This window comes from Cohaesibacter marisflavi, from assembly GCF_900115225.1.
Classification (GTDB): Bacteria; Pseudomonadota; Alphaproteobacteria; order Rhizobiales; family Cohaesibacteraceae; genus Cohaesibacter; species Cohaesibacter marisflavi.
Map to the genome: position 1 here is coordinate 57,258 of NZ_FOVR01000006.1, position 21,796 is coordinate 79,053.

21 protein-coding genes are annotated in these 21,796 nt (G+C 53.8%); 10 read left to right on the forward strand and 11 right to left on the reverse strand.

Annotated features, from left to right (window positions below; translation table 11 throughout):
- The first annotated feature begins 6 nt into the window (after positions 1-6).
- Positions 7-582: a DoxX family membrane protein gene (locus BM258_RS12685; RefSeq protein WP_090072819.1), complete on the forward strand. Its 576-nt coding sequence runs from the start codon at positions 7-9 to the stop codon at positions 580-582.
- Positions 583-668: 86 nt separating this feature from the next.
- Entirely contained in the window at positions 669-1,721 is a 1,053-nt protein-coding gene (locus tag BM258_RS12690) for a threonine aldolase family protein (RefSeq protein ID WP_090072821.1), read from the forward strand.
- A gap of 211 nt (positions 1,722-1,932) precedes the next feature.
- Here the strand turns inward: BM258_RS12690 and BM258_RS12695 are convergent, their stop codons facing one another.
- Positions 1,933-2,406 carry an Hsp20 family protein gene (locus tag BM258_RS12695; RefSeq protein WP_090072823.1) on the reverse strand — a complete coding sequence of 158 codons (474 nt, stop codon included), beginning with the start codon at positions 2,404-2,406 and terminating at the stop codon, positions 1,933-1,935.
- A 324-nt stretch (positions 2,407-2,730) separates the two neighbouring features.
- Here BM258_RS12695 and BM258_RS12700 point away from each other — a divergent pair, with 324 nt between their 5' ends.
- Both BM258_RS12700 and BM258_RS12705 read left to right on the forward strand, forming a co-directional pair.
- On the forward strand, positions 2,731-3,390 hold the full coding sequence (locus BM258_RS12700) for a hypothetical protein (RefSeq protein WP_090072825.1): 660 nt from the start codon (positions 2,731-2,733) through the stop codon (positions 3,388-3,390).
- A gap of 195 nt (positions 3,391-3,585) precedes the next feature.
- A complete protein-coding gene (locus BM258_RS12705) occupies positions 3,586-4,572 on the forward strand; it encodes an alpha/beta fold hydrolase (RefSeq protein ID WP_175528055.1) in 987 nt (328 codons plus the stop codon).
- A 50-nt stretch (positions 4,573-4,622) separates the two neighbouring features.
- Here BM258_RS12705 and hisN read toward each other — a convergent pair whose 3' ends face one another.
- From hisN to BM258_RS12720, 3 genes are all read right to left on the reverse strand, one after another.
- Positions 4,623-5,414, reverse strand: a complete 792-nt coding sequence (gene hisN, locus BM258_RS12710) for a histidinol-phosphatase (RefSeq protein ID WP_090072830.1) — start codon at positions 5,412-5,414, stop codon at positions 4,623-4,625.
- A 223-nt stretch (positions 5,415-5,637) separates the two neighbouring features.
- Positions 5,638-6,858 (reverse strand): SGNH/GDSL hydrolase family protein, encoded by a 1,221-nt coding sequence (locus BM258_RS12715; RefSeq protein WP_090072832.1) that lies wholly within the window; start codon positions 6,856-6,858, stop codon positions 5,638-5,640.
- Positions 6,859-6,900: 42 nt separating this feature from the next.
- Positions 6,901-8,151 carry a lytic murein transglycosylase gene (locus BM258_RS12720; protein ID WP_090072833.1) on the reverse strand — a complete coding sequence of 417 codons (1,251 nt, stop codon included), beginning with the start codon at positions 8,149-8,151 and terminating at the stop codon, positions 6,901-6,903.
- 200 nt (positions 8,152-8,351) lie between these two features.
- On the opposite strand from BM258_RS12720, the gene galU reads away from it, so the two are divergent.
- Positions 8,352-9,251 carry a UTP--glucose-1-phosphate uridylyltransferase GalU gene (gene galU, locus BM258_RS12725; protein ID WP_090072835.1) on the forward strand — a complete coding sequence of 300 codons (900 nt, stop codon included), beginning with the start codon at positions 8,352-8,354 and terminating at the stop codon, positions 9,249-9,251.
- Positions 9,252-9,394: 143 nt separating this feature from the next.
- Here the strand turns inward: galU and BM258_RS12730 are convergent, their stop codons facing one another.
- The 7 genes from BM258_RS12730 to BM258_RS12765 all read right to left on the reverse strand — a co-directional run bounded on the left by BM258_RS12730 (position 9,395) and on the right by BM258_RS12765 (position 17,017).
- Positions 9,395-9,745, reverse strand: coding sequence for a VOC family protein (locus BM258_RS12730; RefSeq protein ID WP_090072836.1), 351 nt, complete (start codon positions 9,743-9,745; stop codon positions 9,395-9,397).
- 332 nt (positions 9,746-10,077) lie between these two features.
- Positions 10,078-11,157 carry a DUF2336 domain-containing protein gene (locus tag BM258_RS12740; RefSeq protein ID WP_090072840.1) on the reverse strand — a complete coding sequence of 360 codons (1,080 nt, stop codon included), beginning with the start codon at positions 11,155-11,157 and terminating at the stop codon, positions 10,078-10,080.
- Positions 11,158-11,590: 433 nt separating this feature from the next.
- The gene (gene ettA, locus BM258_RS12745; protein ID WP_090072842.1) at positions 11,591-13,243 is read right to left on the reverse strand and encodes an energy-dependent translational throttle protein EttA; all 1,653 of its coding nucleotides are present in this window, start codon (positions 13,241-13,243) and stop codon (positions 11,591-11,593) included.
- Positions 13,244-13,460: 217 nt separating this feature from the next.
- Positions 13,461-14,465 (reverse strand): sensor domain-containing diguanylate cyclase, encoded by a 1,005-nt coding sequence (locus BM258_RS12750; RefSeq protein WP_090072844.1) that lies wholly within the window; start codon positions 14,463-14,465, stop codon positions 13,461-13,463.
- 106 nt (positions 14,466-14,571) lie between these two features.
- Complete coding sequence (locus BM258_RS12755; protein ID WP_090072846.1) at positions 14,572-15,672, reverse strand: AI-2E family transporter; 1,101 nt, start codon at positions 15,670-15,672, stop codon at positions 14,572-14,574.
- Between the two features lie 111 nt (positions 15,673-15,783).
- Positions 15,784-16,494, reverse strand: coding sequence for a uracil-DNA glycosylase (gene ung, locus BM258_RS12760; RefSeq protein ID WP_090072847.1), 711 nt, complete (start codon positions 16,492-16,494; stop codon positions 15,784-15,786).
- A 4-nt stretch (positions 16,495-16,498) separates the two neighbouring features.
- Entirely contained in the window at positions 16,499-17,017 is a 519-nt protein-coding gene (locus BM258_RS12765; protein WP_139229266.1) for a GNAT family N-acetyltransferase, read from the reverse strand.
- 210 nt (positions 17,018-17,227) lie between these two features.
- Here BM258_RS12765 and BM258_RS25030 point away from each other — a divergent pair, with 210 nt between their 5' ends.
- The 5 genes from BM258_RS25030 to BM258_RS12790 all read left to right on the forward strand — a co-directional run bounded on the left by BM258_RS25030 (position 17,228) and on the right by BM258_RS12790 (position 21,796).
- Complete coding sequence (locus BM258_RS25030; protein ID WP_175528056.1) at positions 17,228-17,881, forward strand: CerR family C-terminal domain-containing protein; 654 nt, start codon at positions 17,228-17,230, stop codon at positions 17,879-17,881.
- Positions 17,878-18,840, forward strand: coding sequence for an HlyD family secretion protein (locus BM258_RS12775; RefSeq protein ID WP_090072850.1), 963 nt, complete (start codon positions 17,878-17,880; stop codon positions 18,838-18,840). The genes BM258_RS25030 and BM258_RS12775 overlap by 4 nt, the downstream gene beginning before the upstream one ends.
- Positions 18,837-19,775 carry an ABC transporter ATP-binding protein gene (locus BM258_RS12780; protein WP_090072852.1) on the forward strand — a complete coding sequence of 313 codons (939 nt, stop codon included), beginning with the start codon at positions 18,837-18,839 and terminating at the stop codon, positions 19,773-19,775. The genes BM258_RS12775 and BM258_RS12780 overlap by 4 nt, the downstream gene beginning before the upstream one ends.
- Before the next feature lies 1 nt (position 19,776).
- Positions 19,777-20,901 (forward strand): ABC transporter permease, encoded by a 1,125-nt coding sequence (locus BM258_RS12785; RefSeq protein WP_090072854.1) that lies wholly within the window; start codon positions 19,777-19,779, stop codon positions 20,899-20,901.
- A 172-nt stretch (positions 20,902-21,073) separates the two neighbouring features.
- The gene (locus BM258_RS12790; protein ID WP_090072856.1) at positions 21,074-21,796 is read left to right on the forward strand and encodes an ABC transporter ATP-binding protein; all 723 of its coding nucleotides are present in this window, start codon (positions 21,074-21,076) and stop codon (positions 21,794-21,796) included.

The following is a 21,796-nucleotide window of genomic DNA, read 5'->3' on the forward strand; positions in this document are numbered from 1 at the left end:
CCCACCATGAGCATCCTTACCACCGCTGCTTCGCTTCATGATCGCCAGTTTGGCTGGCTAGAGCGCAAACTGGAACCATGGTTCCTCGGTCTTAGTGCCCGGCTGATCTTTTCCAGTGTGCTGTTGTTCTATTTCCTCAATTCCGCACTGACAAAGCTGGGCGATGGCCCCTTAGGGCTCTTTTCACCCTCGATCGGAGCCTACGCCCAGATTGTCCCGCCCATTGTTGAAGCGGCTGGCTATGACAGCAGTCAGATTGCCTTTCTGCCGTGGGGCCTTATTGTGCTGGCGGGGACCCTCGCAGAATTCATCCTGCCGATCCTGATCCTTATCGGACTTGCCACCCGCGTTACCGCCATTGCCTTCATCGGTTTCATCGCTGTGATGACCTTTGTCGATATCCAGTTTCATGGAGTGGAAGCGGAGACCATCGGGCACCTGTTTGACAGCGTCCACAATTCGGCCATTCTCGACCAGCGCCTGCTCTGGTTGATGCCGCTGCTGCTGCTCATCATAAAGGGCCCGGGCACTGTATCTGTGGACCATTTTCTGGCCCGCTGGCGGCGTGCGAAAGCTGGCTAGGATCCCGGCGGCCTTTTCCCCTTGACCTTGAGACGACAAAACTGTCGTATAGGCGGCAAAAGACGACCCACCTCAAGGATCAAATCATGTATTTTGCCAGCGACAACTGGGCCGGAGCCTCCGAGCCTATTATGAACGCATTGATGCGCCACAAAGATGGCTACGAGCCCGCCTATGGCGATGGCCCCATCTGCGAGTCCATCGAGCAGCGATTCCAGGAGATTTTCGAAACGGATTGTTCTGTCTTTGTCGTGGGCACGGGCACCGCAGCCAACGCATTGGCGCTCTCCGCGCTCACTGGACCGGCCGGCACAGTATTCTGCCACAAGGAAGCCCACATCCGCGTCGACGAATGCGGCGCACCGGAATTCCTCACCTCAGGTGCCCGCATGTGGGGGCTGGAGGGCAGACATGGCAAACTGAGCCGCGAAGCCCTGCAAACCGGTTTTCAGGAAGTGCCCCATGGCGTGGTGCATCATGGTCAGCCAAGCGCAGTGTCCCTCACTCAGGCCACCGAGGTTGGTACGCTCTACAGCGTCGAGGAAATCACCCAGCTTTCGGCACAGGCCAAGGATAACGGCCTTGCCGTGCATATGGATGGTGCCCGCTTTGCCAATGCCCTCGTTACTCTGGGTGTAACCCCTGCAGAGATGACATGGAAAGCCGGTGTCGACGTGCTCTCCTTTGGCGCCACCAAGAATGGTGCCTGGTGCGCAGAAGCCGTGGTCTTCTTCAATAAGGACTATGCCAAGGATTTCATCTATCGCCGCAAACGCGCCGGACAGCTCTTCTCGAAAATGCGCTTTGCAGCCGCCCAGTTCGAAGGGTATTTCGAAAATGACCATTGGCTGGACAATGCCCGCCATTCCAACGCCATGGCAGCAAGGCTGGTCAAAGGACTTGAGGCTATGGATCACACCCGCATTGCCTGGCCAACCGGCTCCAACGAAGTCTTTGCCATCGTTCCCAAACAGGCAGCCCAGAAAGCCACTGCTGCGGGTGCTGTTTTCTATGACTGGCCAAGCTTTGGTCTTGCGCCTGAAGAATGCCCGGGCGAGGGCGAGAGCCTGTTGCGTCTGGTCTGCTCTTTCTCGACCACACAAGCTGAGGTCGACCAGTTCCTTGACTGCCTGAAATAGGCACGGCCCAGACTAGCCAGTATAAATGCCAAAATCAAAAAAGCGCTCGACCGGACGGAAGAGCGCTTTTTCTGTGAGAGTGATTGCCGGAAGCGGCATGAAAATGAGCTCCTTCCGACAATCTGCCTTGAGACGAAGAAGCGTGGGCGGCCCAATTAAGGGCCACCGGTCGCGCCCGACCTTTAGAAGCCGGGTGACATTCTGTCGGAAATTAGTGTTTGGAACCTTCAATGACGGTTGGGTCATTGTCACGATCAGACGAGCGGATCTCGATCTGGCGCGGTTTCATGGCTTCAGGGATTTCACGTTTTAGATCAATGTGAAGCAGACCATGCTCCATACTTGCCCCTTCAACCTGCATATAGTCGGCGAGCTGGAACTGTCGTTCAAAGGCACGCGAGGCAATGCCGCGGTGCAAATAGTCCTTTTCCTTCTCGTCTTCCTCGATGACTTTCTCACCGGTTACCTTGAGCGCGTTCTCTTTCACTTCAATGGAAAGATCCTTCTCGGAGAAACCGGCAACAGCCATCGAAATACGATAGGAATTCTCAGCCAGACGTTCGATGTTGTAAGGTGGATAGGATGGAGTGCTACTGTCCGGGCCGGTTACGGTGTCCAGCATGGAGAAGAGCTTGTCAAAGCCAACAGTAGAGCGATAAAGCGGAGTAAGATCGTAGTGACGCATAATAAAGTCCTCCTTTGAGCGACAAAAATTGCGTTATTTCGCTACTCCTTCCCCCTTCTCAAGGCGGGAAGGAAATGAAGCCGGAGCCGTTTTGGCCTCCGACACTATTCGATATGGAAATGCCTCAAATGCATTTCAAGTCCCCCAATAAATTTTTTGAAAACGGCAGGATTGTGCGGATTAAATCCCCTGCCACAAAGCTGCCATGTTGCTGAATTCGACATGAACAGCCCTTTCCGAATGGGTTCAGGAAGCCTTTGCTACCTTGTTTTCATAACAACGACGGCACAGACCGAACCGAATAGAAAAAGGAAAGGCAAGACAATGAAACTGACAGCAATCGCACTTCCCATCATGATCGCATTCACCGTTTACCAACCAGCACAGGCGCGCGACTATTCCCATGACTCAAGCCGCTTCTACCGGATTTATGGGTCAGGCCAGGTCGTAACGCACCATAATGATCGCCCCCAGGTCCGTAAGGCCCACAAGCCCAAAGTCACGAAAAAGGTCATCCGCAACAAAACCGTCGAGCGGAAAGTCATCCGCAACGCCAATGGCAAAAAGACCATCGTCAAGAAAACCACCGTCAACCGGAAGGTCATCAAGAAGAAAGTCGTTCATGCACCGAAGATCCACAAGACCTATTCGCGCTATGACCTGACGCAGATCGCGCAACGTAATGGCTATCGCGATATCAGTGACTACTCCCTGCGCGGCAATGTCGCTTCGATGAAGGCCCGTGACAGACTTGGTCGCCCGTATCTGCTGGAAATCAGCGCCCGCACCGGCAATTTCATCAAGCAGGCACGCCTGGCAGCCGAACGGCCACACCACAACTGGAGCAACGACCGCCACTATTCCGGCCGCTATTCACACAGCTATGGCAGCACCCATGCGCGCCCAAGCAATGATGTGAATTACTCCTTCATTCTGCGCCTCAATTCCTTTCTGGATCAGGGGCAAGCCTATTGGGCCTTCTAAAACATGCCACCGTCGATATTCGGCTCCACTCCGGTGGGGCCGATTGACGTGTACGGCACCATTCCCCCACCTTGATATGTCTCGCACTACGGTTATTCGTGAAAAACCCCAAGAACGGGCATTTTCCCCTCCCATCGAGATCACTTTTCGCTAAACTGCATGTCAAAAGGGCTATTAAAGGCGTCTGGGGCAGATATGCAGCTGAATAATCTCGACAAATTTCCCGAGCTGGCAGATGGCGTCTGCCATGAAATGGTCTGCTGGGATCAACACAAAGTGCGCGTTGCCCGCTGGCCTTCCTTGGCTCCAGATCCCAAAGGCACGATCTGTCTGTTACATGGCCGGTCCGAATTCATCGAAAAATATTATGAAGTCATCACCGAGCTACGCCAGCGTGGCTTTGCTGTCGCCACCATGGATTGGCGCGGGCAAGGCTTGTCAGATCGTTTGACCCGCAATGGCATGAAAGGACATGTTCGGCGCTTTTCCGACTATGGCAAGGATCTCGAACAGTTCATCGAAGAAGTCATCCTACCGGATTGTCCTCCGCCCTGCTTTGCTCTCAGCCACTCTATGGGCGGGCTCATTTTGCTATCCAATTTGCCCGACCTCAGGATCAAAATTGATCGCGCGGTGCTCTGCGCTCCTCTGATTGAACTCTCAACAGGGGGGCATAGCTTTTTGGGGATCAAGCCTCGCCAATCCACCATCCGAAGATCGGCAGGATTTCTGCGCTATTCGGGGTTTGGCGAAAGCTATGTGCCCGGCGCCAGCCACACTCCTTTTGACCGAGGTGGCTTTTACACCAATCAGCTCACCTCAGACGGCCCCCGCTATGACAGGAACCGCCAATTTCTCATCGATTGCCCGGCCCTGGGGATCGGTGGGCCTACCGTTCTGTGGACCCATGAAGTCTGCAAGGCGATGGACCGCCTGCAATCGAGCGATTTCCAATCCTCAATCCACATCCCGGTGCTCATCGTCACAGCAGGCAACGATACTGTGGTGAACTCGGCCGCTGCCGAACTATTTGCCAAAACCACACGGGCAGCAGGCGCCATCTCCATTACCGGCAGCAAGCATGAAATCATGATGGAGCGAGAGATCATTCGTGAGCAGTTCTGGGCTGCCTTTGACAGCTTTATTCCCGGCGAAAATACGCTCAGGCAGGAAAGCGCCTGAGCGATATAATGCGCTCGGAAAAGCATCTCTAAAATAGCCAGTCGGCTTTCTCAGCCTTTGCTGGCGAGAAGATCTAGCACCGACTGATGCAGATCGGGGTCGCCCGTTGCAACCACCTGTCCGCCATCAAAGGCTGAGCCACCCTGCCAGTTGGTGACCACACCGCCAGCTCCTTCGATCAGCGGAATAAGCGGCGCAATATCAACCGGCTTCAAAGCCGCTTCGATCACCAGATCCACCATGCCTATGGCCAACATGCAATAGGCATAGCAATCAACGCCATAGCGCGACAGGCGCACTGCATCCTCAACCCGCTGAAAGGCCTTGAGCTCATCGGGGGCAAAAATATCCGGAGCGGTGGTGAACAAAGTCGCGTCTCCGATCGCCTTGCAAGACCGTGTCTTCACCGGCCGCTTTCCATCCGCCCCCTGATAAAAGGCACTTTTGCCATCGCCGAAAAAGCGCTCTTTGGTGAAAGGCTGGCTCATCATGCCAAGGCTCTGACCACCAGAATGTCGATAGCCGATCAACGTCCCCCAAGTTGGCAGGCCGGAGATAAACGCGCGCGTACCGTCAATCGGATCAAGAACCCACAGGCCATCGGCATCAAGATCCTTGCCCTCAAATTCTTCCCCCAGAATGCCATGGCTTGGAAACTGCTCCTGGATAAGCCCGCGCAGTTTCAGCTCGGCCTGCTTGTCCGCATCGGTCACCGGATCAAAGCCGCCCTCAAGCTTGTTTTCAATCTCGATTGCCCTGCGGAAAAGCGGCATGACCGTTTCTCCGGCCAGATCAGCGAGTTGGTGCAGAAAATCAAAATCCGGTGCGCGCTCAATGCTCATGATGAAAGTCCCAATTTGCTAACGGTCCGAAGGCTCAAGGCGAAAAGCGCAAGACGAATGCGCTCCGCCCTCTTCTTCAGAGGATCGAAATGAAAACATGCAAGGCCACATAGAGAGGCCTTGTTTCTGTATGGGAAAGACTCATACCCAATGAGACGCAGAGGGGCAATCACAGATCAGGCAAAGGGGGACAAAAGCACAGCTCTCAATGCACAGAACAGGCTTAGTGCTTGCCACCCCAGGCAAAATTATCGCTTCGATATTTGGGAGCATTCTCTGCGGCCGCCAGCTGATCTTCGCCGTCTATTCCGGACGAGAAAGACAGGGTAAAGACACTGGGATTGATTAAGTCTTCCGACTCAAGCGGTGGCTTTCGCAAAGCATAAATATCGCGCCGCGCTCCCAACCCTTCCCGCAAGGCGGTCTCATCGGCCTTGGCGAGCGTCTTGGGCAACACATCCTCATCAACTGACTGGGACAGCACACGGATAACCAGCTTCTCAACATAGAATGCGAGCTTGCGTCGACCTTCCTTATTGAAGCGAATGGCGTTCTTTAAGCGCAACCGGACATCCTGCCCCGACAAATCCGGACCACGGAACGAGAAGTTCCCCTCCTCATCGGAAAAGGCGTCCCAGATATCAATAAACTCTTCGTCCCGCTCGGTCAGACGGCTGGAAACAAGGTCGTTGAGATAACGCATGTCAGCAGCAAGTTGCTCATTGCCCACGGGCGGCAATCCAACCCAGAAGACAGGCTTGTCTTGCTTGGCAAAAGCAAGACGCACCCGATCGATCTCGCGCTGATAGGCACGGGCCCATTCATCGGTGCGGAATTCATAAGCCGGCGTAATCTCATTGCCCTCGGCATCTTTGCGCGCAGGCATCTCCCGGCGATCATTCAGCCCTACCATCACAACAGCGAAGTTGAAGGGATGGGCTGCAAAATAATCCTCGGCATCACTCAAGGGGTTATTCTTGGCCCGATAGATCAGTCCGCTATTGGGCTTGGAATGAATCTCTACCCTGACGTCAGGCGCTTTTGCAAAAGCATCTTGAAGCCCCCATGCAATATCCTGCGAAAATTCATCACCGAATACCGCGATCACAGATGCATCTGAATCCTTTTCAACGGTCTTGATCACCGGCACGACCGGCCCACGCTTCACCGGTTTATTGTCAGAGGTGTCGGGCTTCTTTTCCTTTTTGGGCGTGCGGCGTTTGAAGAGAAATTCAAAGAATCCCAACGCCACATCATAGCGCCCATCATCCGGGGTGGCCCGCTGCTGGGCTGCGGGCTTCCCATTCATGCTAGAGCCAGAAAGAGATGGGGCTGCCTGAACGGGCCCGGCCAGCAGAAGCGGAAGCAACAATGAGATTACCGTCACGAGGCATAGCGCCACATGCACAAAGGCAAAACCGGATTGTCCCTTCTTCAAGCCCATTGGCCCGTCTCCAACTATATCGCCACCGCAAAAGCGGGATTGTCAGCTCTTGCGCAGAGCTTCCAACAGATCACCACTGGCAAATCCGTCCGGCACATGACCGTTGCGTTTTTGCCAATGACGGATAGCGGCTCGAGACTTGGAGCCCAGCCGCCCGTCGATGCCACCTGTATCATATCCAAGGCGGTTCAGAATAGTCTGAAGCTCCTTTCGCTCGGTTGTTTTGAGCATCCGGTCAGAACGTGGCCATTCATGCGCAAAGCCCTGCCCACCGCGAATACGATCTGCCAGATGGCCAACAGCCAAAGCATAGGATGTGGCATTGTTATAGCGCTTGATGACCGAGAAATTCTTCAAAATGAGGAAGGCTGGTCCGCGGTAGCCAGCAGGCATGATCAACTGGGCCTGATCGCTTGGCCGCGGGAAGGCGCGCCCGTGCACACGCTTGGCCCCCATCTTCTCCCATTCGGCAAGCGTCTTCGTGATTTTTCCATCGGCCAATTCAAAGGGGAAGTTGTTAGGCAGCGACACTTCGTAACCCCATGTCTTGCCGGTTTCCCACCCAGCTTCTTTCAAGAGATTCGCACTGGAAGCCAGAGCATCCGGAATGGAGTTCCAGATATCCCGGTGTCCATCACCATCATAATCCACCGCTTTACTCAGGAAGGTGGTGGGAATGAACTGGGTGTGCCCCATGGCTCCAGCCCACGAGCCAACCATTTCGGAAGGAGCAACATCACCATTCTGCAGGATCTTTAACGCAGCAATCAATTGCGTGCGCCCAAACTGTGAACGCTTGGGATCTGCATAGGCCAACATCGCGAGCGACTGAATGGTCGGCTTGATCAAAGCCTTGTTGCTGAAAATGGAGCCGTAAGCGGTTTCCATGCCCCAGATCGCCAAAAGGACATACCGGTCGACACCAAAGGAATCTTCCAGTCTACCCAGCAGGGACGCATATTTGCTTCGCATCTTCTGGCCATTCTTGATGCGCAGGTCGCTGACCGCGCCATCCATATAGGACCAGATGGGTTTGACAAATTCCGGCTGGTTGGTCGCCCGCTTGATCACGGAGCTATCGAACTGCGCACCAGCAAAAGCCGCATTGTAAGTTTTTGCCGTAATACCGGCCGATTGAGCCGTTGGCCAAAAATTCCGTATCCAATTTTGGAACCCTTGCGCCGTTTGCGCGTTGGACTCTGTAGAGAGAAGTGCAAGCAGCAGAAAGCCTGTGGAAATTAATCCCCGAACGGAGGTGAACCCAAAAAGACTTGTCCAAATTCGTATAGGCATAAACAATCCCTGTTATCGCAAACAAAGCAGCAGTGTGAATCACTATGCTGCCAAATTATGGCCAAGATAGTAACAGTTCACCACTCAAATTAATTCTCCACATTTGCATAATTTGCGTTTTTCTGGTTTGAATGGACGCGCACTTTTCTTGAAACGTAGCAATTTTTGAAGAACAAAATCACTTATTGGAGCAAAATCAAATGGTACAGCCAATCCGCAAAGCCGTATTCCCTGTAGCAGGTCTTGGAACACGCTTCCTTCCAGCGACCAAAGCCCTGCCCAAGGAAATGCTTACGATTGTCGACCGACCAGTTATTCAATATGTCGTTGACGAAGCCAGGGCTGCGGGGGTCGAACAATTCATTTTCGTTACCGGTAGAAACAAGGCCGTCATCGAGGACCATTTCGACGTACAGGTTGAGCTGGAGGACACGCTCAAACAGCGCGGCAAATATGATGTGCTCAAAAGCTTGCGCAAAGACCTACCCAAGGCAGGCCACACCATGTTTACCCGTCAGCAGCAGCCGCTGGGTCTCGGGCATGCCGTTTTGTGCGCCAAAGAGCTTGTCGGCCATGAACCATTCGCGCTGCTTCTTCCAGATATGATCATGAAATCGCCCAAGGGCTGCCTCGCCCAGATGATGGACGTCTACAACAAGCGCGCAGGCAACGTCGTTGCACTTGAAGAAGTACCGATGGAAATGACCTTCAAATATGGTGTCATTCAGCCGGGCGAAAAATTCGAAGACAGCGTAGAGATCAACGGCATGGTCGAGAAGCCGGAGCCGGGCACCGCACCGTCCAACCTGATCCTGTCAGGCCGCTATATCCTGCAGCCTGAAATCTTTGATTATCTCAAGGACCAGCAACCGGGCAGCGGCAACGAAATTCAGTTGACCGACGCCATGATCAGCCTCAACAATGATCAGTCCTTTACCGGCATGATCTATGATGGTGAAACCTATGACTGCGGGTCCAAATCAGGCTTCCTGATGGCCAACGTATCCTACGGCATGGACCGCGATGACATTGCACCGAATGTGGCGTGCACCATCCGCTCCATTATTGAGAAATATGATGCGGAGAATGGGCACAAATAAAGTGGCTGACATTCTGTCAAAACAACAAAAGCGGGCCATATGGTCCGCTTTTTTCATATCAGGATGATAGGGCAATCACAAAGACACAAGCTGTTCGATCTGTTCCGGTCGCAGCAACGGCATTGAAGACAGGCCAAAGCCCTTTATTCAACAAGCGTGATGATATTGCCTGAGGGATCGATCAAATGCACAAGCGATCCACCCCAGAATTGTCTTTCAGGTGGCGCAACAAAGGGAACCCCACGCGCTTTGAGAGTCTGATACAAGGTCGGCAGATCATCAACGGCCAGTGAAAGACCGGTAAAACGACCGATCAGGGACGCCTGAGGGCCTCGCGCATCTTCTTCTTCGATAATGACCAGCATGCCCGGCTCAAAACCGACGGCTCCCTGTTCGAAGCGGTCCCAGACCATGGGCCACTTGAGCGAATTGGCATAAAAATCGCGTGCGACTGCAAGATCTCTAACGAAAATCCGGAATGCGGTTACATGCATTGGCTGGCCCCCATACTGCCTGTCGGACCTTTTAAACACCGACACTCGAAATCCATAGCAGGCAAAACAGTTGTAATCAACTCAGTGCCTACCAATTTTACCCGAACATCGAAGCACATCAAAGCTTTGTTTTTACAAGTTGTCTTGAGTGAAAGTGGTATCAAACCGAGAATACAACGAATTTTCAAGAACCGGGACACTACAAATGGTGAAACTGAAAATAAAAGTGACAAACAGAAAAAGGTGACCGAATGAAGCGGTCACCTTTTGTTTACTTGCGGATCAAGAGCATCAAGCAATCACCAATGAACTCAAACCGGTTTAAGCGCCTGTCAGTCTAGTATCAGGCCCGTTTTTGGCCAGCTATTGGCGATTTTAAGGGCTTCATCCGTACTCAATTGTCTATAACGCTTGAGAACAGCGCTGCATTGATTGGCAGAAAGGCACAACATCCAGGGCCCGCATTCCAACACGTCGCGCACCAGCTCGTCTGAGAAAGACTGCAAACGAAACAGGCTGAGCACCTGATCCCACTCCAGACACGCCATCATGCGCGCGATGATCTGATGAGGGAAGCCGGTCATCTTGGCAATGCCACAAACCAGATCGGCAAATTGATCATTGCAGGCAAACTGCCGCAACACGCCATTGCCCAGAAATCCCTGCATATGAAGCTTGTCAATTTTGGTCAAAGAGGAATCAAACCGGTATCGCGCCAGATAGGAATGGCGCGACAGATTGTAGAAATGCTCGTCAACCATCGGTTCTATGCAGGCCCACACACCGCTGAGATCAACATGCTTTCTAGCTGAAGCCTGTTTGCTCAGAACTGGAGCAGAGCGCTGATTGTCCGCGATCCTGTTGGCCAGTTCCCGAGCAAGAAAACGGTCATTGTCCGCAGCCTGCTCCAGAAGCCGTTGACCATCTTCGGAGAGATCGGCGCCACAATTGGCTGCCAATTTGATCATCACGGTTTCGCGCCCGGATTTGACAAGCACATCAGTTACCACGCTGCTGATGCTCTTGCGCGTGCAGATAGAGACCATATGATCTTCGCTATTCGCCTCGGTGAGTTCAATCAAATCATCATCCGTCAAAACCGGCGAATGGCGCAGCACGGGGTCAGCAACCTTGATGGCATCAAAGGCAAAGCGGCGAATGATATTATGCGGGGCATTTTCGAGATGGCAGATCTTTTGTGCAGCAAAAGAACGCGTATCCTCACACACAAGATCTGCAAGCCGCTGCATAACCGTGTCATAGGTGGCTAACTGCTCATCATCGCAATGAGACGCTGTCAGCGAAAACAAGGACGCGACATGGCGCATCAATTCGTCGCTCTTACCACTATCGCTCTGACCGCTAAGAACTTTCCAGTCCACAAGTTCGGTTTTTACGTTGGCAGCCTGCATTTTGACAATTCCCGTTCTGATATGAAATCCCCGTTTGGAAATTCGATTTCAGGCCAAACTACAGACAAGCGATCTATAAACGCCTAAACAGCAAACCAGAATTTGAAGATAAACTCCTGAAAAATATAGATAAATTCAATTAAAATTTGAAATACTTCATTTCAATACATTCAAAACATGTGATTTATCAAATATTTCAACAACTAAACTCAAATCCACCGCATGTTTATCAAAAGTTGCAATATTGCTTGAAGGCCAATTTTTACGGAAAAACAGCCCCTGCAATCACATGTGGAAGAAAGCTGTCAGTGCCCAAAAGACGCCGCCCAGAGCACATCCAGAGAGGTCAAATCTTAACAATTCCCAAACAAAAAGCCCTGCTCGGAGGAGCAGGGCTTTCTTTGAAATTCAGACTGTCAATGCGTATGCAAGATCAGCGCGTGAATGGCTTGTATTTGACACGCTTGGGATTGACAGCATCCGGGCCGAGACGGCGCACTTTGTCCTTCTCGTAATCCTCGAAGTTGCCTTCAAACCATTCCACATGGCTATCGCCTTCAAAGGCAAGAATATGCGTGGCAAGACGGTCAAGGAACATACGATCATGGCTGATGACCACGGCGCAACCGGCAAAATCCTCGAGAGCATCTTCCAGAGCGGCAAGGGTTTCCGTATCCAGATCGTTGGTCGGCTCATCGAGCAGCAACACGTTGGCGCCCGATTTCAGAACCTTGGCCAGATGCACACGGTTGCGCTGTCCACCAGAAAGAGAGCCCACTTTCTGCTGCTGGTCGCCGCCCTTGAAATTGAAGGCGGAGCAGTAGGCGCGGCTGTTCATCTCGCGTTTGCCCAGCTTGATGATGTCGTCCCCTTCGGAGATTTCTTCCCAAACGGTCTTGTCCGAGTCCAGAGCATCTCGAGACTGGTCAACATAACCAAGATGCACAGTCTCACCCAGAGTGATGGAGCCTTCATCTGGCTGGTCATGGCCGGTCAACATCTTGAACAGGGTGGTTTTGCCAACGCCGTTCGGACCGATCACACCAACAATGCCACCCGGTGGCAGTTTGAAATCCAGACCATCGATCAGCAAACGCTCGCCGAAGCCCTTTTTGAGCCCCTCGACGTCAATCACCACATCTCCAAGACGCTCTCCTGGCGGAATGATGATCTGGGCGGTCCCCGGTGCGCGCTCTTCATTGCGCTTGAGCAGCTCATCATAGGCCTTGATACGAGCCTTCGATTTGGCCTGACGGGCTTTCGGGCTGGCAGCAATCCACTCCTGTTCGCGCGACAGGGCACGCTGACGGGCAGCCTCTTCACGCCCTTCCTGAGCCAGGCGTTTTGCCTTGGCTTCGAGATAGGCCGTATAGTTACCTTCATAAGGAATACCGCGGCCACGGTCCAGCTCGAGAATCCAGCCCGTCACATTGTCAAGGAAGTAGCGGTCATGGGTGATGATCAGCACGGCGCCCTTGAATTCGCGCAGATGCTTTTCAAGCCAGTTGACCGTTTCAGCATCCAGATGGTTGGTCGGTTCGTCGAGAAGCAGCAAATCCGGCTCTGCGAGCAACAGTTTGCAAAGAGCCACGCGGCGCTTTTCACCACCGGAAAGAACAGATACATCGGCATCAGACGGCGGGCAACGCAATGCGTCCATGGCCATCTCTACCTGAGACTGCAGATCCCACAGATTCTGGCTGTCGATGACATCCTGAAGTTTGGCACCTTCTTCCGCGGTCTCATCGGAATAATTCATCATCAGTTCATTGTAGCGATCCAGAATGGCCTGCTTTTCGGCAACCCCTTCCATCACGTTGCCAAGAACATCCTTGCTCTCGTCAAGAACCGGCTCCTGAGGCAGATAGCCAATCTTGGCCCCATCTGCGGCCCAGGCTTCACCAGTGAATTCGTTGTCCAGCCCGGCCATGATCCGAAGCACGGTGGATTTACCTGCACCGTTCGGGCCGAGAATACCGATTTTCGCATCAGGGTAGAAAGAAAGATGGACATTCTCCAAAACCTTCTTGCCGCCACCGTAGGTCTTGGAAAGACCATGCATGTGATAAATGAATTGTCGCGCCATATATCGCTACCGTCCGAATAGAGTGTTTGCGCGCAAATTGGTCACCGTGGGGACCAAACGCGTGGTTCCAAAGGATTTCCGCCTCACCCGCAATTCTGGAATCATGGAAATTGCACGAGGGAAATCATGAGTTGCCTCGTTGTAAAGACCTCTGCGCGGCGTTTCAATCCCCATTCTGGAGACTTTTCGCCGCCGCGAGCGAACAAACACCATGCATCTAGCGAGACGCGTTGAGCTTCTTGCCATCAAGGTGAAAACATCCGCGACCTTCAGCTTTGCTCAGATAGAGCTGTTTGTCAGCCTGCTCGACGACGGCTTCGGCTGACTTGCCCATATCAGAAAGGGCCGCCCCTATGGATACCGAGAAGGAGAGCATTTCTCCTTCGAGATCCATCCAGGATTCCTTAATGAGAAGATCCAGCCGGTTCCCCACGATTTCGAGCCCTCGTGGGCTTGCATTCGGCAGCAGGATAAGAAATTCATCACCGCCAAGTCGGCAAACGATGTCGGAAGGCCTCAGGATGGCCGCCATCGTTTTGGCAATGGCCACGATCACGCGATCGCCAACGCCATGACCCCATGTGTCATTGATGGACTTGAAATTATCGATATCCGCCACAATCACGCCATATGGCTTATATTCTCTGCTTTGCATCACCTGCAAACGGTCCAGCGAAATGTCGGCAAAGCGCCGGTTTCCGACGCCAGTCAGAGGATCGGTAACCACCTCCTGCTGCAAGGATTCAAATTCGGAAACCATCGTCAGATGTTGGCTGTTATCCTTGAACACCTCGACAGAACCGGTGATTTTCCCAACTTCATTGCGAATGGGAAAGGACCGGATGCTAACCGGTATCCGATGTCCCGCCTTATGATGCATATAGACATCGACTTCACGTGATTGTCCGTCGCGCATGCAAGCTGCCAATGGACAGCCCTGTAGACACAGGCAATTGCCTTCATCGTCAACATGATTAAGCGTATGGTCTGCGCAACTCTTGCCCAAAACGTCTTCTGCAGTAAAGCCGCTAAGCCGTTCGGCCCCCTTGTTCCAATATAGAACCCGACGCTTGCGGTTGACGAAATAAACCCCGTCATTCAGCGCATCAAGGACAGTCATATAAAAGGACTTGTCCAGATTTTCCAATATATGTGGCACGAATTTATCCCGATCAATCCCCAGAATGAGCCCCCTTCTGGAAATATTTAAGGTTTCGAACATCAGAATATTTTATTCAGTATCGTTTTGAATTGTTTAAATTTGGTAATGCACAACCGACTTTTTGCACGGACAGCGAGAAAATTTTCAGCATGCTAACTGTCAGGATTTAAGCATTTTTCTCTGAGTCGATAAAATCGCTGTGATTGACAACAATCTGCCCGATCAACAGGACCGGGACAGCAATGAAGCCGCCAATTGGCCCCCACAGCCAGATCCAGCCGACCAGAGAAAGGAAGATCAGAAACGGATTGACCGTCATGATGCGCCCAAGCGCCAGAGGCGTCGCAAACTGCGCTTCGAGGAAATTGATAAAGAGATAAACAGCAGCTGGTGCCACGATCATCGAAAACTGCCCATAGAGCGAAAGCCCCACCGCAAGCATGATGCAGACCATAATCGCAGGCCCGATATAGATGATGAAGTTGAGCATACCAGCCAGAAGCCCCCATAGCATGGGTGATGGCACCCCAAGCATCCACATAGCGCCGGAAACAACCACAGCCAGCAGCAGGTTGATCATGGAAACGCTCAGCATATAGCTGGAAAGGCGGCTCTCGACATCATCGAACATGGTCGCAAGCTTCTTGCGACGTGTGCCATGGTCCGCGCGCGTCAGGATCGAATAGCGCACCTGATGCCGCGTGGCGATGAAGAAAAACAGTCCCGCCAGAAACAGGATGATCTGGGCCGCAAGCGAGGGAGCAAAAAAGGCAACCTGCTTGACGGTATCGCCACCAGCGACATTGACAGTCATTGAGGCAGGATCACCACCGGCAATTTCACTGAACTGATCCTGAAGGCTGGCGAGCGAGGCAAACAGCCCCTTCCAGTTGGCCAGCTCGGCCTGCAAGCGCGACCAAATCACCGGCAGCCGATCCATCCAGTCGGCCAACGGCACTGCAAAGCCCGTAATGGCAACACCGATAAGCGCAAGAAGCAGCAAGACCGCAGTCATGGCTGAAAACCAAGCCGGGACTCCATAGGCCTCGATGCGATCAACCAACGGCCCGAAAACCAAGCCGATAATCACAGCCAGAACCAGCGGTGAGAGAATGGACTGGGCGAAGTCCAGCGCCGCCACGAGCGTTACAAAACCGATTATGATCAGCGCGCTATAAGCGACGCGCCGCAACCGCTCTTCGGTTGTGATCCCCGTAACTTCTGCGCGTACAGATCCGGATTGGGCAGTGGGAAGCGAATTGGACATAAAATAGCTCTCTGAACATGACTGCTTGTACCCACATTCAACGCCAGAGACCGCACCTTTGTTCCAAAGAAGCGGAGTAGCTTGTGCCCATAGCACTGCGCAAGAGAAAGCTCAGAGTGCGCACCAGTCGATGGGCGCACGGCCGTTTCCCTCAAGAAACCGATTGGCCCGAAGGAAACAGTGAGACCCCAGAAAGGCCTCGAAATCAACGCCCGCCTTGCGTGCGCCCAAGGGGCTCGGATGCGAGGTGCGGATCACCTGATGCCGGCCCTCGTCGATGCCCGCAGCCAGCTTGTGACTATGCTTGCCCCAGGCCAGAAAGACCACCGGATCAGCAGCCCTGTTGACACAGGAAAGCACCGCTGCGGTGAAAGCTTCCCACCCTCGTTTGGCATGGGAGGCGGAAGCGCCTTGTCGCAGTGTCATGGTGCTGTTGAGCATCAAGACGCCTTGTTCAGCCCATGCAGACAAATCTCCATGGCCGGGCGGCACAAGGCCATAATCTGCGGCCAGTTCCTTGTAGATATTATTGAGCGAGCGCGGAGGCTTCACCCCATGCGGCACGGAAAAGGAGAGCCCCATGGCGTGAGGCACCATGCCCTCAAGACCCGGATAGGGGTCTTGACCGGTGATGACCACCTTCACCTTTTCCTGCGGTGTCTTGCGCAAGGCGTTCAGACGCAGCCCACGCTCGGGCAAAATCTGATAAAGCCGTTCTTCCTCTTTCAGCCAACGTTCAATCTCTGCAAGGCGTGGCTTTTCTGCAGCCAAAGCCTCGCGCCACCCTGCGCAGGCGGCCAATTCGTCAAGCAAGCTTTCCATCAGGTCAATTCCCAGCCAGCACAGCAAAGGCATCACCCCGCGCCACATAAAGACGTTCCGTATCGGACCATTCAAGCCCGCACGCTTCATAGAAGCCCTGCGCGTTGACATTGTTGGCATCAACAGACAAGCGCACATAGGCATAGCCCTTCGCAAGGCCATGCTGCGCCACCTGCTCAAGCAGCAAGCGTCCCAGCTTGAGGCCGCGCGCCTTGGGCGAGACATAAAGATCCTGAACATAAAGCCCCGGCTTACCCGCCCATGTCGAGAAGCTGTCAAAGAACAGGCACATGCCCACCGCGTCCCCCGCGACCTCGGCAATGATCGCCTCAAATCTGGGTCGATCACCAAAGCCATGGATCTCATAATCGGCCACGCTGGCCGTGTGCTTGCCAGCCTCATCCAGATAGTTGGCAAGATCGGCAACCATCTGATGGATAAGCGCTGCATCCTCCCGCTTTGCAAGACGGAAGGAAACAGACGCACCATTGGTATCGCACGTGGTGTCAGATGAAGAGGTCATGAGAAGAGCCTTGCAGAATGTCTGATTTTGGCTTGGACCATACAGAGCTTTGCCCCAACAATCAAACACACCTTGCCCCGCCCCATGGGTGCGGCATCTCCAACAACCCCCTCCATCTCAAAATTAAATCAATCGATTGATTAAATTTTACGTCGGTGCTACATTGCGCTTCAGACAATAGCAAAATGCGCAACCAGTCAGCGACATCCCATGGCACAAACCCGATCGGACACAACTAAAACATTGCTCATAATGGCAGCCTTCAAGCTCTTTGCTGAAAAAGGCTATGAGGGTGCTTCCACGCGCGAAATTGCCGCAGCGGCCCAAACCAACATCGCCTCGATCAACTATCATTTCGGCGGCAAGGCCGGCTTGCGGCTGGCATGCGCAGAAACCATCGTCGCCCGCTTCAACCGCCTGCGGCAGGACCCCGAAGCGATCCAACTGCCCACTTGTCTCAAAGAGCCACAGTCCCTGTTTGAGAATGCCTTGCTGCGACAAGCTGTCGTAATCTTGAGCCTTGAAGAAGCGCAGCCGATCATGCGGTTCATGTTGCGCGAAGCCCATGAAGAAGGCGAAGTCTTTGAGCATGTCTATGCACATTTCTTCAATCCCACCTTCACCATGCTCTACCAGCTTTTCCTGCAAGCAACCGGCAGAGACGATAGCGAGGCGGAGCGAGAGGAGTTGAAGGTCGCGATTTTCTCCCAGATCAGCATGCTCGCCTATTTCCGCATCGGCGAGCCAGTCATTCTGCGCCACCAAAACTGGTCCTCCTATCAGTCTGGCCAAATCGATATCATCCTTCAGGTTTTACAAACCAACATTCGCAATATCGTTGAAACCTACAGGAGAAAAACATGAGTTTTCTCTGCTCCCTTCCCGTCATCGGCGTTTTGATCGCCGCATGCCTGCCCCCCTCCCCATTGGCGACAGGCTATGTGGAAGGCACCTATATCAAAGTCGCTCCCATAGAGACGGCTAGGATCATCGACGTACCTGTGCAACGGGGCGATCATGTCGTTCCTGACCAGATCGTCGCACGCCTTGAAAAACAGGATGCAGCCATCGCCGTAGACAATGCCAAGGCCGCCCTGTCGCAGGCCAAAAGCACGCTGGCCAATCTGGAGCAGGGCGCCCGACCGGAGAAGATCGCGGCCCTTCAGGCCTCTCTGAAAGCCGCCGAATTAAGCGCACGGCAAGCAGAGCGTGACATGACGCGCCAGCGCACCCTGCTTGAAAAGGGGTCTGTTGCCCAAAGCGTTTATGACACCGCCCGCACAGCCTATGACGTGGCCAAGGCACAGGCCGAGGAAATCCGCTCCAATCTGGCCTATACCAGCCTGCCAGCCCGAGAGAATGAAATCGCAGCAGCCAAGGCTGCGGTAGAACAGGCCGAGGCCGCGCTCAAATCTGCGCAATGGAAAGAGGAACAACGCACTCTTATGGCATCCGTCACCGGTGTGGTGACGGACATCATCCACGAAGCAGGCGAGATGGCCGGCCCTCAGGTGCCCATTCTAGAAATTCTGCCCGATGATGGCATTAAGCTGAAACTCTACATTCCCGAGGAAAGCCTCGCCAGCATCCAGATGGGCAGCAAACTGACCATCACCTGCGATTCCTGCGGCGATGATCTCAGCGCTACCGTAAGCTACATTTCAGACGGGCCGGAATTCACCCCACCGGTGATCTATTCCCTCGAAAACCGGCAGAAACTCGTCTATCTCATCGAAGCCAAAGCCAGCGAGGGATCAAAACTCAATCCCGGTCAAATCGTCTCGGCATGGCTGACAGATGCAGGGAGCGGAGGCAGCAGATGAAGGCGATCGACGTCCGCAATCTGGTCAAACGCTTTGGCGACAAGACGGTGGTCGACAATGTAACCCTGTCAGTTGAGGAAGGCGAGATTTCCGGCTTCCTCGGCCCTAACGGGTCCGGTAAAACGACCACCATCCGCGTCATGTGTGGTCTGCTCACCCCCGATGCAGGCGAAGGCTCTGTGCTGGGGTATGATCTGCATGCCGATCAACTCAAGATCAAGCGGCAGGTGGGCTATATGACACAGAAATTCTCCTTCTATACCGATCTGACGATTGAGGAGAATCTCTACTTTGTTGCCCGTCTTTACGGCCTGTCGCCCGCCCGCACCTATGTGCGTGACACACTGGACAAACTCGGCCTCACCTCTCGGCGCCATCAATTAGCGGGCTTGCTTTCAGGCGGTTGGAAGCAGCGACTGGCGCTTGCCGCCTGCATCATGCACAAGCCAAAGCTGCTGCTGCTCGATGAACCAACCGCGGGAGTTGACCCCAAGGCGCGACGGGAATTCTGGGATGAAATCCACGATCTCGCAGCCGGAGGCATGACAGTCATGGTCTCTACCCACTATATGGACGAAGCCGAACGCTGCCACCGTATCAACTATATCGCCTATGGCAAATTGCTCACCTCGGGCACCGTTGATGAGGTTGTCGCCCAGGCGGGCCTTCACACCTTCATTCTCTCAGGCAAAGGCGCTCAATCGGCCTCGCGCATGTTGCAGGCTGAGAACGGGGTCGACCAGATCGCCCCCTTCGGTAACAGCCTGCATGTGGTGGGCAAGAACAAGGCCCTGCTGGAAACCGCGGTCAACAAGGCGAGCCATCAGTTTGACGTCCGTTGCGAACCCGGCCAGACCACCCTTGAGGATGTTTTCATCCAATATATGAGTGGCTCCACAGACAACATGGCCGAGCCGGAACTGGAGGGAAAATGATATGAACCATCTCTTCTCCTTCTCCCGCCTCTTTGCCTTGCTTGCCAAGGAAATGACCCAGATGATGCGCGACCGCATCACCTTCGGCATGATGATAGGCATTCCCCTTGTGCAATTGGCCCTGTTCGGCTTTGCCATCAACACCGACCCCAAACAATTGCCAGCGGCGCTGGTGACGACATCGCAGGACCAGTTTACCCGCGCCATCGTTTCTGCGCTTGAGGTCACAAATTACTACCGCTTCGACTATGTCGGCATTTCGGCTAAAGACGCCGACGAGCTGATGCTGGAGGGCAAGGTCTCCTTCATTGTCACCATTCCGGCAGACCTCTCAAAGCGTGTACTGCGTGGCGATGAACCGCAAATTCTCATAGAGGCCGATGCGTCGGACCCTTCTGCGTCATCTGGCGCCGTGTCCACGCTTTCGACCGTTGCCAAGCAGGCCCTCACCCGCGCGTTGGGCACCCAGAGCCAGCAAGACAGCCAGTTGGATATCGTCGTCCATCGTCGCTATAACCCCGAAGGCATTTCACAATATAACATCGTCCCCGGTCTACTCGGCGTTATCCTACAGTTGGTCATGGTGATGATGACCGCCATGGCCCTCACCCGCGAAGTGGAACGCGGCACGATGGAAAATCTGCTTGCCATGCCTGCCACTCCCTTCGAGATCATGTTAGGCAAGATATTGCCTTATCTCGGCGTTGGTGCCGTGCAGGTCATTGTTATTCTGGTTGCGGCCAAGATGGTCTTCCATGTACCCTTTGTGGGCTCTCTGGCGCTGCTGATCAGCGGCATTCTGGTTTTCATCTCGTCGCTTGTGCTGATCGGCTATTTCATCTCCACTGTCGCTGGCAGCCAGATGCAGGCCATGCAGATGAGTTTCTTCTTCTTCCTGCCTTCCCTGATGTTGTCGGGCTTCATGTTCCCCTTCAAGGGCATGCCTTATTGGGCCCAGATGATTGGTGAAATTTTCCCGCTCACCCATTTCTTGCGCCTTGTGCGCGGGGTGATGCTCAAGGGGGCAGATCTGGAGGCGATGCGATCCCCCATGCTTGCTCTCATGGGCTTCACCATCATTCTTGTCATTCTCTCCCTTGCCCGTTTCCGCAAGACTCTGGATTGATACGGGAAATGATCTCAGGATTGAATCTTGGATTTGTCTGGGAAAAGAGCCAGCAAGAAGCAAAGAAATGATGTATGATAAACGGAGCGCGAAAAGGTCGAGATACAAACCAATCTTGATGCGACACGCTCAATAAGGCTCCCCTACCCGACCCCTCAGTGAGGCAACTCAGATGCAGGACAATTCAGGCAAGCCTTTCGCCTTCAGAACACAGGGCCTCACCAAGGTCTATGGCGAAGGCAATGCAGCGGTTCACGCCCTGCGCGGCGTGGATCTGGAAATTCCTGCTGGCGAGATCGTGGTTTTGCTCGGCCCCTCGGGCAGCGGCAAATCCACCTTGCTCAACATCATCGGCGGACTGGATAGCGCCACCGATGGCGACGTCTATTTTCAAGACCTCTGCCTATCCGATCTGCCGGACGACAAGCTGACCCTCTATCGCCGCGATCATGTGGGCTTTGTTTTCCAGTTCTACAATCTGATGCCAAGCCTGACGGCCCATGAGAATGTCGAGCTCGTCACAGAGATTGCCGATGATCCATTGGAGCCAGAAGAAGCCTTGGCGCTGGTTGGCCTTGCCGAGCGCGCCGATCATTTCCCTGCCCAACTCTCGGGCGGCGAACAGCAACGTGTTGCCATCGCACGCGCCATTGCCAAGCAACCCACCGTTCTCTTCTGTGATGAGCCTACCGGCGCGCTCGATAGCAAGACCGGTAAGGTGGTGCTCAAGGTGCTCAAGGATATCAACGAGAAGCTGGGCGCGACCGTACTCATCGTCACCCATGCAGCCAACACCGCTGCCATGGCTGACCGCGTCATTCATTTCGCCGATGGTCACATCAGGGAAGTGGTGGAGAATGACGCAAAGCGCGACCCTGAAGACATCGAGTGGTAG

What these genes read in the sequence shown, in the direction of transcription:
- BM258_RS12685 (WP_090072819.1), top strand. Translation starts at nt 7, where the DNA reads ATGAGCATCCTTACCACCGCTGCTTCGCTTCATGATCGCCAGTTTGGC.
- BM258_RS12690 (WP_090072821.1), top strand. Translation starts at nt 669, where the DNA reads ATGTATTTTGCCAGCGACAACTGGGCCGGAGCCTCCGAGCCTATTATG.
- BM258_RS12695 (WP_090072823.1), bottom strand. Translation starts at nt 2,406, where the DNA reads ATGCGTCACTACGATCTTACTCCGCTTTATCGCTCTACTGTTGGCTTT.
- BM258_RS12700 (WP_090072825.1), top strand. Translation starts at nt 2,731, where the DNA reads ATGAAACTGACAGCAATCGCACTTCCCATCATGATCGCATTCACCGTT.
- BM258_RS12705 (WP_175528055.1), top strand. Translation starts at nt 3,586, where the DNA reads ATGCAGCTGAATAATCTCGACAAATTTCCCGAGCTGGCAGATGGCGTC.
- hisN (WP_090072830.1), bottom strand. Translation starts at nt 5,414, where the DNA reads ATGAGCATTGAGCGCGCACCGGATTTTGATTTTCTGCACCAACTCGCT.
- BM258_RS12715 (WP_090072832.1), bottom strand. Translation starts at nt 6,858, where the DNA reads ATGGGCTTGAAGAAGGGACAATCCGGTTTTGCCTTTGTGCATGTGGCG.
- BM258_RS12720 (WP_090072833.1), bottom strand. Translation starts at nt 8,151, where the DNA reads ATGCCTATACGAATTTGGACAAGTCTTTTTGGGTTCACCTCCGTTCGG.
- galU (WP_090072835.1), top strand. Translation starts at nt 8,352, where the DNA reads ATGGTACAGCCAATCCGCAAAGCCGTATTCCCTGTAGCAGGTCTTGGA.
- BM258_RS12730 (WP_090072836.1), bottom strand. Translation starts at nt 9,745, where the DNA reads ATGCATGTAACCGCATTCCGGATTTTCGTTAGAGATCTTGCAGTCGCA.
- BM258_RS12740 (WP_090072840.1), bottom strand. Translation starts at nt 11,157, where the DNA reads ATGCAGGCTGCCAACGTAAAAACCGAACTTGTGGACTGGAAAGTTCTT.
- ettA (WP_090072842.1), bottom strand. Translation starts at nt 13,243, where the DNA reads ATGGCGCGACAATTCATTTATCACATGCATGGTCTTTCCAAGACCTAC.
- BM258_RS12750 (WP_090072844.1), bottom strand. Translation starts at nt 14,465, where the DNA reads ATGTTCGAAACCTTAAATATTTCCAGAAGGGGGCTCATTCTGGGGATT.
- BM258_RS12755 (WP_090072846.1), bottom strand. Translation starts at nt 15,672, where the DNA reads ATGTCCAATTCGCTTCCCACTGCCCAATCCGGATCTGTACGCGCAGAA.
- ung (WP_090072847.1), bottom strand. Translation starts at nt 16,494, where the DNA reads ATGGAAAGCTTGCTTGACGAATTGGCCGCCTGCGCAGGGTGGCGCGAG.
- BM258_RS12765 (WP_139229266.1), bottom strand. Translation starts at nt 17,017, where the DNA reads ATGACCTCTTCATCTGACACCACGTGCGATACCAATGGTGCGTCTGTT.
- BM258_RS25030 (WP_175528056.1), top strand. Translation starts at nt 17,228, where the DNA reads ATGGCACAAACCCGATCGGACACAACTAAAACATTGCTCATAATGGCA.
- BM258_RS12775 (WP_090072850.1), top strand. Translation starts at nt 17,878, where the DNA reads ATGAGTTTTCTCTGCTCCCTTCCCGTCATCGGCGTTTTGATCGCCGCA.
- BM258_RS12780 (WP_090072852.1), top strand. Translation starts at nt 18,837, where the DNA reads ATGAAGGCGATCGACGTCCGCAATCTGGTCAAACGCTTTGGCGACAAG.
- BM258_RS12785 (WP_090072854.1), top strand. Translation starts at nt 19,777, where the DNA reads ATGAACCATCTCTTCTCCTTCTCCCGCCTCTTTGCCTTGCTTGCCAAG.
- BM258_RS12790 (WP_090072856.1), top strand. Translation starts at nt 21,074, where the DNA reads ATGCAGGACAATTCAGGCAAGCCTTTCGCCTTCAGAACACAGGGCCTC.